Raw genomic sequence first — 17,011 nt, 5'->3', positions numbered from 1 at the left:
CCTTGCCTGGAACATTCCGGTTAGTCAGCCAGCGCAGCCTTTTGCAGGTCGAAGATCTCGTTCATGCCTTTCTTCGCCAGCTCCAGCATGGCGTTCAGCTCTTCAGGCTGGAACGGCGCGCCTTCGGCAGTGCCCTGGACTTCGATGAAGCCACCGGTACTGGTCATCACCACGTTCAGGTCGGTCTCGGCGGCCGAGTCTTCCAGGTAATCGAGGTCAAGCACTGGCTCGCCCTGATACATGCCCACCGAAACGGCACCGATCATTTGCTTGAGCGGGTCGCCGCCCTTGAGGCCGCCGCGCTTCTTGATCACTTTCAAGGCATCGACCAGGGCAACCATGGCGCCAGTGATGGACGCGGTGCGGGTGCCGCCGTCGGCCTGGATCACGTCGCAGTCGACATACAGGGTGACGTCGCCCAGTTTGGACATGTCCAGCGCGGCGCGCAGGGAACGACCGATCAGACGCTGAATTTCCAGGGTACGGCCGCCTTGCTTGCCGCGACTCGCTTCACGCTGGTTACGCTCGCCGGTGGCACGCGGCAGCATGCCGTATTCGGCGGTCAACCAGCCTTGGCCCTGACCTTTGAGAAAACGCGGCACGCCGTTTTCCACGCTGACAGTGCAGATGACTTTGGTATCACCGAACTCGACCAGTACAGATCCCTCGGCGTGTTTGGTGTAGTTGCGGGTAATGCGGATCGAGCGGAGCTGATCGGCAGCGCGACCACTTGGACGTTTCATAAGGGATACCTGTACGGGGACGGAAAACTGCGGAGCATTATAGAGCCGACGGCCACCGCTGGGCACTTCTAAAAAAAACCTCCGACGACCGAAGGCTCTGAACAGCCTGTCACCGGAGCGTTGCAGCCATTTGTGACAGCCTGTGTTTGGGCGCATCCGCGCCACTGCGCTACAATCCTGCGCCTTTGCTGCCAGTCGGCTTAAATTCATTGATATCGGATGACCGGAATCGCTGTTCCGGCCGATCTGCATTGCGAGGTACCTCCATGGTGCACAGCATGACCGCCTTCGCCCGCGTCGAAAAAGCCGGCGTTCAGGGCACCCTGAGCTGGGAACTGCGCTCGGTCAACAGCCGCTACCTGGAACCCCATTTGCGTCTGCCCGAGTCTTTTCGTGACCTCGAAGGCGCCGTTCGCGAAGCCCTGCGCCAGGGCGTGTCCCGAGGCAAGCTCGAATGCACCCTGCGCTTCACCGAAGAAAACACCGGCAAACCGCTGCAAGTCGATCAGGCGCGCGCCGCGCAATTGGTCGCCGCCGCCGAGACGATCGCCAGCCTGATCAAAAATCCGGCAGCGCTGAACCCTCTCGAAGTCCTGGCCTGGCCCGGCGTACTGGTAGGCGATGCCACCGACCCGCAAGCGCTGAACGCCGAAGCACTCGCACTGTTCAACCAGGGCCTGAAGGAACTCAAGGCCGGTCGCGAGCGCGAAGGCACAGAGCTGGCGCGGTTGATCAACGAGCGCCTGACCTCCATTGAAGAAGACGTGGTGACCTTGCGCGAACTGGTCCCGCAGATGCTCGCCACCCAGCGCCAGAAGGTCCTCGACCGCTTCGCCGACATGAAAGCCGAGATGGACCCGCAGCGCCTGGAGCAGGAAATGGTCATGCTCGCGCAAAAAAGCGACGTCGCCGAAGAACTGGATCGCCTGAGCACTCACATCATCGAAGTTCGCCGGGTACTCAAGTCCGGTGGCGCTGCCGGGCGGCGCCTGGATTTCCTGATGCAGGAACTCAACCGCGAAGCCAACACACTGGGCTCCAAAGCCTTCGACCCGCGCAGCACCCAGGCTGCGGTCAACCTCAAGGTGTTGATCGAGCAGATGCGCGAACAAGTGCAGAATATTGAGTAAGGCATTCCCGACATGACCCACAGCACCGGCACCCTGTACATCATTTCCGCCCCTTCGGGCGCGGGCAAAAGCAGCCTGGTCAAGGCCCTGACCGACGCCGACCCGGAGATCCGCGTCTCGATCTCCCACACCACCCGCGCCATGCGCCCCGGTGAAGTGAACGGCGTGAACTACCACTTCGTCGAACGCAGCGAGTTCGTGAAGATGATCGAGCACGGGGATTTCCTCGAGCGCGCCGAGGTCTTCGGCAACCTCTATGGCACCTCGCAAAGCCACCTGCAGCAGACCCTCGACGAAGGCCACGACCTGATCCTGGAAATCGACTGGCAGGGCGCCGAGCAAGTGCGTCAACTGATGCCCAAGGCCCGCTCGATCTTCATTCTGCCGCCATCGCTTCAGGCCCTGCACCAGCGCCTGACCAACCGTGGCCAGGACAGCGACGAGATCATCGACGGCCGGATGCGCGAAGCGGTCAGCGAAATGAGCCACTACGTCGACTACGACTACCTGATCATCAACGACGATTTCGCCCACGCACTGAACGATCTGAAGGCGATTTTCCGCGCCAATCAGCTGCAACAAAAACGCCAACAACAGCGTTTTGGCAAGTTGCTGGCTGAATTGCTCGACTAATCAGCTCTTCCCAAAACCGCTGCAAGGGCTTTACATTGGCACTTGCAGCGCGTTGAAGGGCCTGGTCAAAAATCAGCGCTTCCCTAATCGCTGGTGATTTTTTAAACTGTTGAGTCCGCTCGCCCATCCGGGCAGCGCGCATATTGCATTTGCTACGAGGAAGACCATGGCCCGCGTAACCGTTGAAGACTGCCTAGAACACGTGGATAACCGCTTTGAGCTGGTCATGCTCTCTACCAAGCGTGCCCGTCAACTGGCCACCGGCGGCAAAGAGCCGAAAGTAGCATGGGAAAACGACAAGCCTACCGTCGTCGCCCTGCGTGAAATCGCTGAAGGCCTGATCGACTACGCAGCTATCGCCGAAGCCGAAATCGTTGAAGATGAACCGCTTTTTGCTGCATTCGAGGACGAGTCCAACGAGGCCGTCTAAGCCTATGCCTGGTCGACGTAGCACGGCGCGGGATCACAGCTTGCGGCAGGAGTCATCATGCCGAGCATAGACGCCCTCGCCGATCGCTTATCGACCTACCTCGGCAAGGACCAGGTCAACCTGGTCCGCCGGGCGTATTTCTACGCCGAACAAGCCCACGACGGCCAACGCCGCCGCAGTGGCGAGGCGTACGTCACGCACCCTCTCGCGGTGGCGAATATTCTTGCCGAAATGCATATGGACCATCAGAGCCTGATGGCAGCCATGCTGCATGACGTGATCGAAGACACCGGCATTGCCAAGGAAGCGCTGCAAGCGCAGTTCGGCGAAACCGTGGCCGAATTGGTCGACGGGGTCAGCAAACTGACCCAGATGAACTTCGAGACCAAGGCCGAAGCCCAGGCTGAAAACTTCCAGAAAATGGCCATGGCCATGGCACGCGACATTCGCGTGATCCTGGTCAAGCTGGCCGACCGCCTGCACAACATGCGCACGCTGGAAGTGCTGTCCGGCGAAAAACGCCGTCGCATCGCCAAGGAAACCCTGGAAATCTATGCGCCCATTGCCAATCGGCTGGGCATGCACGCGATCCGCATAGAATTCGAAGACCTCGGCTTCAAGGCCATGCACCCGATGCGTTCCGCGCGAATCTACCAGGCGGTCAAGCGCGCCCGGGGCAACCGCAAGGAAATCGTCAACAAGATCGAGGAATCCCTCAGCCACTGCCTGGCCGTTGATGGCATTCAGGGCGAGGTCAGCGGTCGGCAGAAACACCTCTACGGCATCTACAAGAAAATGCGCGGCAAGCGCCGGGCCTTCAACGAGATCATGGACGTCTACGCGTTCCGGATCATCGTCGACAAGGTCGACACCTGCTATCGCGTCCTGGGTGCCGTGCATAATTTGTACAAGCCGCTGCCGGGTCGCTTCAAGGATTACATCGCAATCCCCAAGGCCAACGGCTATCAGTCGCTGCACACGACGCTGTTCGGCATGCATGGCGTTCCGATCGAAATCCAGATCCGCACCCGCGAAATGGAAGAGATGGCCAACAACGGCATCGCCGCCCATTGGCTGTATAAATCCAGCGGCGACGAGCAGCCAAAAGGCACTCACGCCCGCGCGCGCCAATGGGTCAAAGGCGTGCTGGAAATGCAGCAGCGCGCCGGCAACTCGCTGGAATTCATCGAAAGCGTGAAGATCGACCTGTTCCCGGACGAGGTCTATGTGTTCACGCCCAAAGGCCGGATCATGGAGTTGCCCAAGGGCTCCACGGCAGTCGACTTCGCCTATGCGGTGCACACCGACGTCGGCAACAGCTGCATTGCCTGCCGGATCAACCGTCGACTCGCACCGCTGTCCGAACCCCTGCAAAGTGGCTCCACGGTCGAAATCGTCAGTGCTCCGGGCGCGCGCCCGAACCCGGCGTGGCTCAACTTCGTGGTCACCGGCAAGGCGCGTACGCACATTCGCCATGCACTGAAACTGCAACGCCGCTCCGAGTCCATCAGCCTGGGCGAACGCCTGCTGAACAAAGTCCTCAACGGCTTCGACAGCACGCTGGAAAAAATCCCGGCCGAGCGCGTCAAGGCGATGCTCACCGAGTATCGCCTCGAGCTGATCGAAGACCTGCTGGAAGACATCGGCCTGGGCAATCGCATGGCCTACGTCGTCGCCCGACGCCTGCTCGGCGAAGGCGAACAGCTGCCGAGCCCGGAAGGTCCACTGGCGATTCGCGGCACAGAAGGCCTGGTGCTCAGCTACGCCAAGTGCTGCACGCCGATCCCGGGCGACCCGATTGTCGGCCACCTGTCCGCGGGCAAAGGCATGGTCGTGCACCTGGACAACTGCCGCAACATCAGCGAAATCCGCCACAATCCGGAAAAATGCATCCAGCTCTCGTGGGCCAAGGACGTCACCGGCGAATTCAATGTCGAACTGCGCGTCGAGCTGGAACACCAGCGTGGCCTGATCGCCCTGCTGGCCAGCAGCGTCAACGCGGCCGACGGCAACATCGAAAAAATCAGCATGGACGAACGCGATGGTCGCATCAGCGTGGTCCAACTGGTGGTCAGCGTGCACGACCGCGTGCACCTGGCCCGCGTGATCAAGAAACTGCGCGCCCTGACCGGGGTGATCCGCATCACCCGGATGCGCGCCTAAGCCACCCATTACAAGGAGTCATCAATGACCAAGACCGTTATCACCAGCGACAAGGCCCCGGCCGCCATCGGTACTTACTCCCAGGCGATCAAGGCTGGCAACACCGTTTACATGTCGGGTCAGATTCCTCTGGACCCAAAAACCATGGAACTGGTTGAAGGCTTCGAAGCCCAGACCGTCCAGGTCTTCGAGAACCTCAAGGCCGTGGCTGAAGCCGCCGGCGGCTCGTTCAAGGACATCGTCAAGCTGAACATCTTCCTCACCGACCTGAGCCACTTCGCCAAGGTCAACGAGATCATGGGCAAGTACTTCGACCAACCGTACCCAGCGCGCGCCGCCATTGGCGTAGCCGCCCTGCCAAAGGGTTCGCAGGTTGAAATGGATGCCATTCTGGTCATCGAGTAATGCGTCCGGCGCAGCCTCTGGCTGCGCCGACTGCTCTGCTGTAAAGAAAGCTTGATAGGATTCCACCATGCGCAAAGCGCTTGCTCTCTCGCTGCTCGCCCTGTTCTTGGGCGGTTGTGCCAGCAACCCTGCCGACCGTGATATCAGCGGCACCTGGATCAATCAGGCGGCGATCGATACTGCATCCAAAGGCGTCCCCCTGCGTGAGGCGCTCCAGACCTATGGCCCGAACCTGGAATGGAACGTCAACACCAAGGCCGGTCAGGCCCGCTACACCAATGGCTTTGAAAATGTCGAAGGCAAGATGCTGGGCGAAGAGTCCGGCGCCTGGAAAATCGACTTTTATGGCAGCTCGGCCAGCGAGTTGAAACGTGACGGCAAGCAACTTAGCCAGTCCGCCAGCGACAACGAGCCGGCGCAAGTCTTCGACCGCGCACTGATCCCGGTACCAGAGGGCGCACCGATTGGCGCCAGCTTCGAACGCGCGCTGTATTCGGCTTACATGGGCGGTAGCTGGAAAATCGTCAGCGGTCCGGGTGAAGGCAATACCGTGCAGTTCCAGGCCGACGGCCAGGTGACCGGTTTGCCGAACACTGATCGCTACGCACTGTGCCTGGCCGGTGACTGCGCGTCCATGAGCGGCGGCAACGACAACATGTGGCTGCAACTCAACGGGCAAGGAAATGCGTGGATCTTTACCCGTAAAGGCAAAGAACTGGAAATCTTCCAGACCGTGAACACCGCACAGGCAGACGAGATGCCTTCGTTCACGCCGGGTGATCGCAAGTGGCTGCTCGAGAAGCAGTAAACAATACACAAGCACCTGTGGGAGCGAGCTTGCTCGCTCCCACAGGTGCTTGTGGAGCCTGAACGTCAGCAGCGCCCTTCAAGAATCGCTGCATACCCTTCGCGAAAACTCGGATACTTCGGCGCCCAGCCCAAGGCTTTTGCCCGCGCATTACTGCAGCGTTTGCTTCCGGTGCGGCGCACGCTGGCATCGTCGGCCCATTCGGTCACACCCAGATACTCGCGTAACCAACCCACCACATCCGCCAACGCGGCGGGCGCGTCATCGACGCCGATATAGACATCCTCCAACGCCACGCCACGTCGAGCGGCCTCAAGCAAAAACGCCATCAACCCTGCAGCGTCATCGGCATGGATCCGATTGGCATACAACGGTGGATCGACCGCCACGCGATAGCCCCGGCGCACCTGGGTCAGCAACCACTCGCGGCCCGGACCGTAAATACCGGTCAACCGTACAATGCTGGCCGGGATGCCGCTCTTAAGGGCAATCTGCTCGGCTTCGAGCATCACGCGCCCGGAATAGCCCGCCGCCACGGCTGGCGAAGTCTCGTCAACCCACTCGCCCTCCTGCTGCCCGTAAACACTGCTGCTGGAAACGAACAACAAGCGTTCAGGAACCTGCCCATAGTCGTTCAACCAGCCCAGAACGTGTTGCAAGCCCTGGACATAAGCAGCGCGGTAACCGGCTTCATCGTGATCGGTAGCGGCCGCGCAATACACCAGGTAGTCCACGGCGCCGATTGGCCAGGTGGCCGGACAGTCCTCATTGAACAAGTCGCCCGCAACGCCGATGATCCCCTCGGGCAAACGTGAAATGTCACGCCGCAGGCCATGAACCTCCCACCCCAAAGCCAATAATTGCGTGGCCAGACGACTGCCGACATCACCGCAACCGGCGATCAGAACAGAAGGTGCGGACATCAAAAAAACTCCTCTCGGAAACGGATAAGCTAACGCCGACAGTGGACGAGCGGTTAGCAATGCAGGAAAAAAAAGACTCTATCGCTTTTGTTAACAAGAATTAATTGCAATAATGCACGCCACTTTGTTCTCGGCCTCACGAGGCCTGGAAGAACATTAATCGAATTTTCCTCTCAGGTCCGGCCCAGCATGACATGTAATCAACTCTCCGCTTTGCCAACCAAACGACCTCGTGCCTGGAGCGCGGTGGCCGCCCTGCTGTTCAGCCTGATAGTGGCGCCTGCCGCCGCGTTCGCTGACGCGCAAACGCCGGCCACTCCGGCCTCCGCCACCGCACCGGCTTCAGCCGATCACGCCGCCCCGGTTGTCACTCCGGTCGCCACCGACCCAGCGCAGACCCCAGCGATCGCCGGCGAAGACGCTCCCGAAGTACTCGAAGCCGACAACTCCCTGGGCATGGCCCACGACCTGTCGCCGTGGGGCATGTACAAAAACGCCGACATCATCGTGAAAATCGTGATGATCGGCCTGGCCATCGCTTCGATCATCACCTGGACCATCTGGATCGCCAAAGGCCTGGAGCTGATGGGCGCCAAGCGCCGTCTGCGCAGTGAAATCGCCCAGCTGAAAAAATCTGCCTCGCTCAAGGAAGCCAGCGTCACGGCGGCGAAGGAAGGCACCCTCGCCAATCTGTTGGTGCACGACGCTCTCGAAGAGATGCGCCTGTCGGTTAACAGTCGCGAAAAAGAAGGCATCAAGGAACGCGTCAGCTTCCGCCTCGAGCGCCTGGTGGCGGCCTGTGGTCGCAACATGAGCAGCGGCACCGGCGTGCTTGCCACCATCGGTTCAACCGCGCCATTCGTGGGCCTGTTCGGTACCGTGTGGGGCATCATGAACAGCTTCATCGGCATCGCCAAAACCCAGACCACCAACCTCGCCGTCGTGGCTCCCGGCATTGCCGAGGCCTTGTTGGCCACCGCCCTGGGGCTGGTCGCAGCGATTCCAGCGGTCGTAATCTACAACGTGTTTGCCCGCTCCATCGCCGGCTACAAGGCTCAGGTGTCCGACGCGTCGGCACAGGTGCTGCTGCTGGTCAGCCGCGACCTCGACCACCAGCCCGAGCGCAGCTCGCAACCGCACATGGTGAAAGTGGGGTAATCGGCCATGGGCCTGCATTTGAAAGAAGGCGCAGACGACGATCTGGCCGAGAATCACGAAATCAACGTCACGCCGTTCATCGACGTGATGCTGGTGCTGTTGATCATCTTCATGGTGGCGGCGCCGCTGGCCACTGTGGACATCAAAGTCGACCTGCCCGCGTCCACCGCCAAACCGGCGCCACGGCCGGAAAAACCGGTGTTCCTCAGCGTCAAGGCTGACCAACGCCTGTTCCTCGGCGAAGATGAAGTGAAGGCCGAAGCACTCGGCGCCACGCTCGACGCCAAGACCCAGGGCAAGAAAGACACGACGATCTTCTTCCAGGCCGATAAAGGCGTGGATTACGGCGACCTCATGAGCGTGATGGACACCCTGCGCTCCGCCGGTTACCTGAAGGTGGGTCTGGTCGGTCTCGAGTCGGCAGTCAAGAAATGATCACGACGCGCCAAAAGCTGACGCGATATGGCGGTAGCCTGGCCGTGGTGCTCGGCGTTCATGCGCTGGCCATCGCGCTGGCCGTGAACTGGACCGCCCGCCCGCCCATCGAATTGCCACCCCAGGCAATGATGGTCGAGCTGGCGCCGCTTCCCGCCCCGCCACCGCCTGCTCCGCCAAAGGTCGTCACCCCGCCACAGCCACCGGCCCCGGTAGAGGAACTGCCAATACCGAAACTCGCCGAAGCGCCGAAGGCGGAAATCGCGGTGCCCAAACCGGTCAAACCCAAGCCGAAGCCTCAACCGCCCAAGCCTGTGGAGAAAAAACCGGAACCGCCGAAGGAAAAGCCGTCCGAAGCAAAACCGAGCGAAGAACCACCAACGCCGGCACCAACGGAGAAATCCGCTCAGCCCGCTCCAGGGCCATCGGCAGCTCAACTAGCGGCCAAGGCCAGTTGGGAAGGCACCTTGCTGGCGCACCTGCAAAAGTACAAAAAGTACCCGCCCAGTGCACAGGCACGGGGAAAGGAAGGCATTAACCGCCTGCGTTTCGTGGTGGATGCCGAAGGCAACGTCCTGTCATTCGAGCTGGTGGGCGCCTCAGGCACTGCCGATCTGGACAGGGCGACCCTGGACATGATCCGCCGTGCGCAGCCGCTGCCCAAACCTCCGGCCGACATGCTCAAAAATGGCTCCATCGAAATCGTTGCACCCTTTGTTTACTCGATAGACAAACGCCGGCGCTGATTAATGTTGGTCGCTTCAACAGGTTCTGCGGCGATACGCGAAAGGCACCGAAAAGGTGCCTTTCGCATATCTGGAAACGGCAAACGCGCATTACCCGGTGTCACTCAGCACATACTGTCTGATAACGTGCGTCTATCGATTGCAAGCGTTATGCTTGGCCCGCAACTTCATGGACGCTTGCTATGACCCTCACAGAATTACGCTACATCGTTACCCTCGCCCAAGAGCAGCACTTCGGCCACGCGGCCGAGCGTTGCCACGTCAGCCAGCCGACCCTTTCGGTAGGCGTGAAAAAGCTCGAAGACGAACTCGGTGTGCTGATTTTCGAGCGCAGCAAAAGCGCCGTGCGCCTGACCCCGGTTGGCGAAGGCATCGTGGCCCAGGCACAGAAAGTCCTGGAACAGGCCCAAGGCATTCGCGAGCTGGCACAAGCCGGCAAGAACCAGCTGACCGCCCCGCTGAAAGTCGGCGCGATCTACACCGTCGGCCCGTATCTGTTCCCGCACCTGATCCCGCAACTGCACCGGGTTGCCCCGCAGATGCCGTTGTACATCGAAGAAAACTTCACCCACATCCTGCGTGACAAGCTGCGCAACGGCGAGCTCGACGCGATCATCATCGCCCTGCCGTTCAATGAAGCCGACGTCCTGACCCTGCAACTCTACGACGAGCCGTTCTACGTCCTGATGCCGGCCCAGCACCCATGGACGCAAAAAGAATCCATCGACGCCAGCCTGCTCAATGACAAGAGCCTGCTGTTGCTCGGCGAAGGTCACTGCTTCCGCGATCAAGTGCTGGAAGCCTGCCCGACCCTGACCAAAGGCAACGACGGCGCCAAACACACCACGGTGGAATCCAGCTCGCTGGAAACCATCCGCCACATGGTCGCCTCTGGCCTTGGCGTGTCGATCCTGCCGCTGTCGGCGGTCGACAGCCATCACTACGCCCCAGGCGTGATCGAAGTTCGGCCGTTGTCGGCGCCGGTGCCGTTTCGTACCGTGGCCATTGCCTGGCGTGCGAGCTTCCCGCGTCCGAAAGCCATTGAAATCCTCGCTGACTCCATTCGCCTGTGCTCGGTGGCCAAGCCATCCGCACCGGTGGTGGCCGGCTAAGCAAGCGTCATGACCGAGTTGTCGCAAGTGTCGGTGACGGCACTCAAGGGTGTCGGCGAAGCCATGGCCGAGAAACTGGCCAAGGTCGGCCTGGAAAATCTCCAGGACGTCCTGTTTCACCTGCCATTGCGTTACCAGGATCGCACGCGCGTAGTCCCGATCGGTGCGTTGCGCCCGGGGCAGGACGCCGTGATCGAAGGCACGGTCAGCGGCGCTGACGTGGTCATGGGCCGACGCCGCAGCCTGGTAGTGCGCTTGCAGGACGGCACCGGCGGGCTCAGTCTGCGCTTCTACCATTTCAGTAACGCCCAGAAAGAAGGCCTCAAGCGCGGCACGCGAATTCGCTGCTACGGCGAAGCGCGACCCGGTGCGTCGGGTCTGGAAATCTACCACCCGGAATACCGCGCCATTACCGGCGACGAGCCGCCGCCGGTGGACGAAACCCTGACGCCGGTGTACCCGCTCACCGAAGGCCTGACGCAGCAACGCTTGCGCCAACTGTGCATGCAGACCCTGACATTACTCGGCCCCACCAGCCTGCCCGACTGGCTGCCGACCGAACTCGCCCGCGACTATCAATTGGCACCGCTGGCCGATGCGATCCGCTACCTGCATCATCCGCCGGCCGATGCCGATGTCGACGAACTCGCCCTCGGCCACCACTGGGCCCAGCACCGCCTGGCCTTCGAAGAACTGCTGACCCATCAACTGTCCCAGCAACGCCTGCGCGAGAGCATGCGTTCGCTGCGCGCGCCGGCCATGCCCAAAGCCACGAAGCTACCGGCCCAATACCTGGCCAATCTCGGCTTCAGCCCCACGGGTGCACAACAGCGGGTGGGCAACGAAATCGCCTACGACCTCAGTCAACACGAGCCGATGCTGCGCTTGATTCAAGGTGATGTCGGCGCGGGCAAGACCGTGGTCGCGGCGTTGGCTGCATTGCAAGCATTGGAGGCTGGTTATCAGGTCGCCCTGATGGCGCCCACCGAAATTCTCGCCGAGCAGCACTTCATCACCTTCAAGCGCTGGCTCGAACCCTTGGGCATCGAAGTCGCGTGGCTGGCCGGCAAGCTCAAGGGCAAAAACCGTGTGGCCGCGCTGGAGCAAATCGCCAATGGCACGCCGATGGTGGTCGGCACCCACGCGCTGTTCCAGGACGAGGTGCAGTTCAAGAACCTGGCACTGGTGATCATCGACGAGCAGCACCGCTTCGGTGTGCAACAGCGCCTGGCGTTACGCCAAAAAGGCGTCGGCGGGCGCATGTGCCCACACCAACTGATCATGACTGCGACGCCTATCCCGCGCACGCTGGCCATGAGTGCCTACGCCGACCTCGACACCTCGATCCTCGACGAATTGCCGCCCGGCCGAACCCCGGTGAACACGGTGCTGATCACCGACACCCGGCGCGTCGAAGTCATCGAACGGGTACGCGGCGCCTGTGCCGAAGGTCGACAGGCCTATTGGGTGTGCACGCTGATCGAAGAGTCGGAAGAGCTGACCTGCCAGGCCGCCGAAACCACTTATGAAGACCTCACCGCCGCGCTCGGCGAACTGAAAGTCGGGCTGATTCACGGCCGCATGAAGCCTGCCGAAAAAGCGGCCGTGATGGCCGAATTCAAGGCCGGCAACTTGCAGCTGCTGGTCGCCACCACCGTGATCGAAGTAGGTGTCGACGTGCCCAACGCCAGCCTGATGATCATCGAAAACCCGGAGCGTCTCGGCCTGGCGCAACTGCACCAGTTGCGCGGTCGCGTCGGGCGGGGCAGCGCCGTCAGCCATTGCGTGTTGCTCTACCATCCACCGCTGTCGCAGATCGGGCGCCAGCGACTGGGCATCATGCGCGAAACCAATGACGGATTCGTCATCGCCGAAAAAGACCTCGAGCTGCGCGGCCCCGGTGAAATGCTCGGCACGCGGCAGACCGGTCTGCTTCAATTCAAAGTCGCCGACCTGATGCGCGACGCCGACCTGCTGCCGGCGGTGCGCGATGCCGCTCAGGCCTTGCTTGAACGCTGGCCCGATCACGTCAGCCCATTACTTGATCGTTGGTTGCGTCATGGGCAGCAATACGGCCAAGTGTGAGCACCGTCTCAGTTTCTGAGCGATGGGTTCGAGCAAGCTGGTTATACTCCTGCCAATTGTTTTAAAACGGATACAGACCATGACCGAAGTTGCCCTCGCACCCGCTACCCCGCACGCGCCGTCGGTCATTCGGCTGTTGCTGGGCAAAATGGGCATTGCCTACCAGGAAGTCCTCGACCACCACGGCCTGAACCCCGCGCGCAAAGTTCAGGCTGCGCTGCTTGATGACGCCGTCGGTGCGCTGATGGTGTTGTTCCCGCAAAGCCAATTGCTGGATCTCAATCGCCTCACCGAACTCACCGGCCGCCGCCTCACTGCGGTGCCGACCGAGCGCCTGGAAAAGATGCTCGGCAAGCATAACCTGAGCCTGTTGCCCGGCCTGCCGGCACTGACCAGCTCACCGTGCCTGTACGACGAAAGCCTCTTGCGTGAGCCGATGGTGCTGGTCAACTCCGGCGAGCCTGGCGTACTGCTGGAAATCACCAGCGAAGCCTTCAAATCCATGCTGAATAAAGCCAGCGCCGCCAACTTCGGCGAAGCGCTGACCAGCATCCGCCCGAACCTCGACCGCCCCGACGACGACCGCGAGGAAATCACCCAGGCCGTCCAGGCGTTCACCGCGCGGCGCATCCAGCAACGCCTGGAAGCGACCATCGAGATTCCGCCGCTGGCCGAGACCGCGCAAAAGATCATCAAACTGCGCGTCGACCCCAACGCTACCATCGACGACATCACCGGCGTGGTCGAGACCGACCCGGCGCTGGCGGCGCAAGTGGTGAGCTGGGCAGCGTCGCCGTACTACGCTTCGCCGGGCAAGATCCGTTCGGTGGAAGACGCCATCGTGCGAGTACTGGGTTTCGACCTGGTGATCAACCTGGCGCTGGGCCTGGCCCTGGGCAAAACCCTGAGCCTGCCCAAGGACCACCCGCAACACAGCACGCCTTACTGGCAGCAATCGATCTACACCGCCGCCGTCATCGAAGGCCTGACCCGCGCCATGCCGCGCGCCCAGCGTCCGGAAGCCGGCCTGACCTACCTGGCCGGCCTGCTGCACAACTTCGGCTACCTGCTGCTGGCCCACGTGTTCCCGCCGCACTTCTCGCTGATCTGCCGCCACCTGGAGGTCAACCCGCACCTGTGCCACAGCTACATCGAGCAACACTTGCTGGGCATCAGCCGCGAACAGATCGGCGCCTGGCTGATGCGCTACTGGGACATGCCCGATGAACTGGCCACCGCGCTGCGCTTCCAGCACGACCCCCATTACGACGGCGATTACGCCGAGTACCCGAACCTGGTGTGCCTGAGCGTGCGCTTGCTGCGCAGCCGCGGCATTGGTTCCGGCCCCGACGAAGACATCCCCGACGCCCTGCTCGAACGCCTGGGCCTGACCCGCGCCAAGGCCGACGACGTGGTCAGCAAAGTCCTTGAAGCCGAAGTATTGCTGCGCGAACTCGCTTCGCAATTCACTCAGGGCTGAAAGCATCGCGGGCAAGCTACGCTCCCACATAGATGATCCCTGTGGGAGCGGGCTTGCCCGCGATGAATCCAACCCGGTTTAACCGCCCCACTCAAACCTTGGCGACAGTTTTCGCCTTCTTAGGCTTCAAATACTTGGTCAGCCCCTGGAACCAGATCACCAGCGCCGGGTTGCCCTTGATCTGAATCGACTTGTCCTGAATCCCCGTCATGAACGCCAACTGCTTGTTCTTCGCCTGCATCGTGGCAAAGCCATACGCGGCGTCTTTGAAGGCGATGGCAAATGCAGGCTCGGCATACACGCCCGCCTTGCTGGTAATTCGCTGATCCTTAACCCGGAAATGCCGCGCCACTTTCCCGTCCAGGGTCTGCAGCTGAAACACCAGGTCCTTGTCGCCCAACTGCTGCTGAAACGCAGGATTGGTCCGACTGGCCTTGCCCATCAACAAACCCAACATCCACAGCAGAAAACGAAATTTCATGCGCAAGCCTCAAAAAGAAAATGAACGGCCGGGGCAGTTTAACGGCTTCAAGCCATAACGCCAGCATCCAGTTCCATTAGGAGGAGATCATAACCATTAGCGGCACGATGACTACCAAGTCACAATTTTTGAAGCCTTCTGCCAGACCACTCGCCACATCATTCCCACACCAAACGAAACACAGTCTGTAAGAGCCGGCTTGCCGGCGATGACCTCACGTGCGCCGCGTTTATCCAGTCCACACGCGTTATCGTTAACGACCATCGCCAGCAAGCTCGCTCCTACAGGTGTTGTGTTATCAATTTCCGGGATGGCACGAAACCAAAAAAATGGGCACCCAACCTGGTTGGCGTGCCCATTCTTTGTTCCGCTCCCCTGCTACGCAGGGTATGGCGACGGATTACGGATTGACGCTGTCTTTCAACGATTTACCTGGCTTGAACGCAACGGTGTTGCTGGCCTTGATTTTGACGGGCTCACCGGTTTGCGGGTTTTTGCCGGTGCGGGCGCCGCGGTGGCGTTGCAGGAAGGTGCCGAAACCTACCAGCGTGACGCTGTCTTTACGGTGCAGGGCGCCGGTGATTTCTTCGAGAACGGCGTTGAGAACGCGGTTGGCCTGCTCTTTGGTGAGGTCTGCTTTTTCAGCAATTGCTGCGGCGAGTTCTGGTTTACGCATATTAGTGAAGCCCCTTTGACGGTTTTTTGTTGTTATGTCCGTGCTGCTCTCTGCGGAGCAGCGCCCAAAGCGCCGCAGGTGCTCTACTCTGCGGCAGACGGGAGTGAGGATGGCACGCAGCGAGGAGCCGCGCCAGTGTCGGCGCGGCCAATGTATGGGCAAAAGGGGGGTGATTCCGACAGAACGACCGGTATTTACGCCAGCAGCGCCGGAAGTTCTTTGTTCAGGGCCAGTTTTTCCGTCACCGCCGCGCCTGTCAGGGCATAACCGAGCAGTTTACCGCCGGCATCGCGGCATAAAACCTTGATGTCGGCACCCTGCCCTTCGACGGTCCAAACGCCCTCCATGCCGCGTGGCGGCGGGGACACCACCAATGGGCACACCGGGGTTTTGACGGTGATGGGCATCGGGCCATAAGTGACCGTCGTCGGGTTGCCGGCGAGGGTCTGGGCCAGCGCTCTCGCACAGCTCATCAGGGGCATCACGTACAACAGGTTCAGCCCATCGACCTCGGCACAGTCGCCCAGGGCGTAGATGTTGGCGTGGGAAGTTTGCAGATGGCGGTTGACCACGATGCCGCGATTGACTTGCACGCCGGCAGCGGCGGCCAGGTCGATGCGCGGACGCAGGCCAATGGCCGACACGACCACGTCGCACGGTATCACCTGGCCATCGGACAGGTGCGCCTCCAGCCCATCAGCGACGCGCTGCAGGCGATTGAGCACCGGCCCGAGGTGGAAACGTGCACCCAGGCTTTCCAGCCCGGCCTGCACCGCCGCAGCCGCCGCCGGGTGCAGCAGGGTCGGCATGACTTGTTCGCACGGCGCCACCAGTTGCACCTCGTAGCCGCCCAGACTGAGGTCGTTGGCGAACTCGCAGCCGATCAGCCCGGCGCCGAGCAACAGCACCCGACGCTTGCCGGCCGCTGCCGCGCGAAAGCGTGCGTAATCCTCCAGGTCGTTGATCGGGAAAACGCAGTCCGCCGCATCACCTTCGATGGGCACGCGCACGGTTTCTGCGCCCCAGGCCAGGATCAGGTCACGGTAGTACACCGCTTCTTCGCCGATCCACAGACGCTTGTGGCCCGGGTCGATACCACTGATGCGCGTGTGGGTGCGCACTTCGGCTTTCAACTGCTCGGCCATGGTGCCGGGTTCAGCCATGCTCAGGCCGTCGGCGTCCTTGTTTTTGCCGAAACCGGTGGAGAGCATCGGCTTGGAGTAGGAACGCCCGTCATCGGCGGTAATCAGCAGCAGCGGGGTTTCGCCATCGATTTTGCGAAACTCGCGGGCCAGGTTGTAGCCCGCCAGTCCGGTGCCGACGATCACGACAGGTGCGTTCATTCCTTACTCCTTCCAGGTGTCTTAGTTGATTTCGATCATTTCGAAATCCATTTTGCCGACGCCGCAATCCGGGCACAGCCAGTCTTCGGGCACGTCCTGCCACAGGGTGCCCGGCGCGATGCCGTCATCCGGCCAGCCATCGGCTTCGTTGTAGATCAGGCCGCAGACCACACATTGCCACTTTTTCATTCAGGTACTTCCTCAGGATTCAGGCTTTTGCCGGCGCGAACGGTCGATGGTTGCAGCGCTGCCGTCCGGCT

18 protein-coding genes are annotated in these 17,011 nt (G+C 61.2%); 12 read left to right on the top strand and 6 right to left on the bottom strand.

Going from position 1 to position 17,011, the window contains the following annotated elements:
- Positions 1–20: 20 nt before the first annotated feature.
- Positions 21–743: a ribonuclease PH gene (gene rph, locus ACX3YF_RS07935; RefSeq protein WP_047535109.1), complete on the bottom strand. Its 723-nt coding sequence runs from the start codon at positions 741–743 to the stop codon at positions 21–23.
- Between the two features lie 266 nt (positions 744–1,009).
- Here rph and ACX3YF_RS07930 point away from each other — a divergent pair, with 266 nt between their 5' ends.
- From ACX3YF_RS07930 to ACX3YF_RS07905, 6 genes are all read left to right on the top strand, one after another.
- Entirely contained in the window at positions 1,010–1,873 is an 864-nt protein-coding gene (locus tag ACX3YF_RS07930; protein ID WP_458944075.1) for a YicC/YloC family endoribonuclease, read from the top strand.
- A 12-nt stretch (positions 1,874–1,885) separates the two neighbouring features.
- On the top strand, positions 1,886–2,506 hold the full coding sequence (gene gmk, locus ACX3YF_RS07925; protein WP_047535114.1) for a guanylate kinase: 621 nt from the start codon (positions 1,886–1,888) through the stop codon (positions 2,504–2,506).
- A gap of 166 nt (positions 2,507–2,672) precedes the next feature.
- Positions 2,673–2,936 carry a DNA-directed RNA polymerase subunit omega gene (rpoZ, locus tag ACX3YF_RS07920; RefSeq protein WP_007921129.1) on the top strand — a complete coding sequence of 88 codons (264 nt, stop codon included), beginning with the start codon at positions 2,673–2,675 and terminating at the stop codon, positions 2,934–2,936.
- A 57-nt stretch (positions 2,937–2,993) separates the two neighbouring features.
- Positions 2,994–5,099 carry a bifunctional GTP diphosphokinase/guanosine-3',5'-bis pyrophosphate 3'-pyrophosphohydrolase gene (gene spoT / locus ACX3YF_RS07915; RefSeq protein WP_130211042.1) on the top strand — a complete coding sequence of 702 codons (2,106 nt, stop codon included), beginning with the start codon at positions 2,994–2,996 and terminating at the stop codon, positions 5,097–5,099.
- Between the two features lie 24 nt (positions 5,100–5,123).
- Positions 5,124–5,504, top strand: coding sequence for a RidA family protein (locus tag ACX3YF_RS07910; protein WP_003229509.1), 381 nt, complete (start codon positions 5,124–5,126; stop codon positions 5,502–5,504).
- A 67-nt stretch (positions 5,505–5,571) separates the two neighbouring features.
- A complete protein-coding gene (locus ACX3YF_RS07905) occupies positions 5,572–6,312 on the top strand; it encodes a hypothetical protein (RefSeq protein ID WP_047535125.1) in 741 nt (246 codons plus the stop codon).
- A gap of 65 nt (positions 6,313–6,377) precedes the next feature.
- On the opposite strand, the gene ACX3YF_RS07900 is transcribed toward ACX3YF_RS07905, so the two are convergent.
- On the bottom strand, positions 6,378–7,235 hold the full coding sequence (locus ACX3YF_RS07900) for an SDR family oxidoreductase (protein WP_130211043.1): 858 nt from the start codon (positions 7,233–7,235) through the stop codon (positions 6,378–6,380).
- A 189-nt stretch (positions 7,236–7,424) separates the two neighbouring features.
- Here ACX3YF_RS07900 and exbB point away from each other — a divergent pair, with 189 nt between their 5' ends.
- The 6 genes from exbB to ACX3YF_RS07870 all read left to right on the top strand — a co-directional run bounded on the left by exbB (position 7,425) and on the right by ACX3YF_RS07870 (position 14,251).
- Positions 7,425–8,393, top strand: coding sequence for a tonB-system energizer ExbB (exbB, locus tag ACX3YF_RS07895; protein ID WP_198131654.1), 969 nt, complete (start codon positions 7,425–7,427; stop codon positions 8,391–8,393).
- A 6-nt stretch (positions 8,394–8,399) separates the two neighbouring features.
- Entirely contained in the window at positions 8,400–8,828 is a 429-nt protein-coding gene (gene exbD, locus ACX3YF_RS07890) for a TonB system transport protein ExbD (protein WP_047535134.1), read from the top strand.
- Entirely contained in the window at positions 8,825–9,574 is a 750-nt protein-coding gene (locus ACX3YF_RS07885; protein ID WP_204149568.1) for a TonB family protein, read from the top strand. The genes exbD and ACX3YF_RS07885 overlap by 4 nt, the downstream gene beginning before the upstream one ends.
- 182 nt (positions 9,575–9,756) lie before the next feature.
- Positions 9,757–10,686 carry a hydrogen peroxide-inducible genes activator gene (locus ACX3YF_RS07880; protein ID WP_090326662.1) on the top strand — a complete coding sequence of 310 codons (930 nt, stop codon included), beginning with the start codon at positions 9,757–9,759 and terminating at the stop codon, positions 10,684–10,686.
- Between the two features lie 9 nt (positions 10,687–10,695).
- Positions 10,696–12,771 carry an ATP-dependent DNA helicase RecG gene (gene recG, locus ACX3YF_RS07875; RefSeq protein ID WP_130205604.1) on the top strand — a complete coding sequence of 692 codons (2,076 nt, stop codon included), beginning with the start codon at positions 10,696–10,698 and terminating at the stop codon, positions 12,769–12,771.
- Between the two features lie 79 nt (positions 12,772–12,850).
- Positions 12,851–14,251, top strand: coding sequence for an aminoacyl-tRNA deacylase and HDOD domain-containing protein (locus tag ACX3YF_RS07870; protein WP_458973616.1), 1,401 nt, complete (start codon positions 12,851–12,853; stop codon positions 14,249–14,251).
- Positions 14,252–14,342: 91 nt separating this feature from the next.
- Here ACX3YF_RS07870 and ACX3YF_RS07865 read toward each other — a convergent pair whose 3' ends face one another.
- The 4 genes from ACX3YF_RS07865 to ACX3YF_RS07850 all read right to left on the bottom strand — a co-directional run bounded on the left by ACX3YF_RS07865 (position 14,343) and on the right by ACX3YF_RS07850 (position 16,940).
- Positions 14,343–14,732, bottom strand: a complete 390-nt coding sequence (locus ACX3YF_RS07865) for a helicase (RefSeq protein ID WP_448647636.1) — start codon at positions 14,730–14,732, stop codon at positions 14,343–14,345.
- Positions 14,733–15,132: 400 nt separating this feature from the next.
- Positions 15,133–15,408: an HU family DNA-binding protein gene (locus tag ACX3YF_RS07860; protein WP_003213368.1), complete on the bottom strand. Its 276-nt coding sequence runs from the start codon at positions 15,406–15,408 to the stop codon at positions 15,133–15,135.
- 194 nt (positions 15,409–15,602) lie between these two features.
- Positions 15,603–16,751, bottom strand: a complete 1,149-nt coding sequence (locus tag ACX3YF_RS07855) for an NAD(P)/FAD-dependent oxidoreductase (RefSeq protein ID WP_458973615.1) — start codon at positions 16,749–16,751, stop codon at positions 15,603–15,605.
- 21 nt (positions 16,752–16,772) lie between these two features.
- Complete coding sequence (locus ACX3YF_RS07850; protein WP_007954349.1) at positions 16,773–16,940, bottom strand: rubredoxin; 168 nt, start codon at positions 16,938–16,940, stop codon at positions 16,773–16,775.
- Between the last annotated feature and the right edge of the window lie 71 nt (positions 16,941–17,011).

This window comes from Pseudomonas fluorescens group sp. PF-69, from assembly GCF_054481235.1.
The sequence above is the reverse complement of the archived record's forward strand: the minus strand, read 5'-3'. Positions and strand labels throughout refer to the sequence as shown.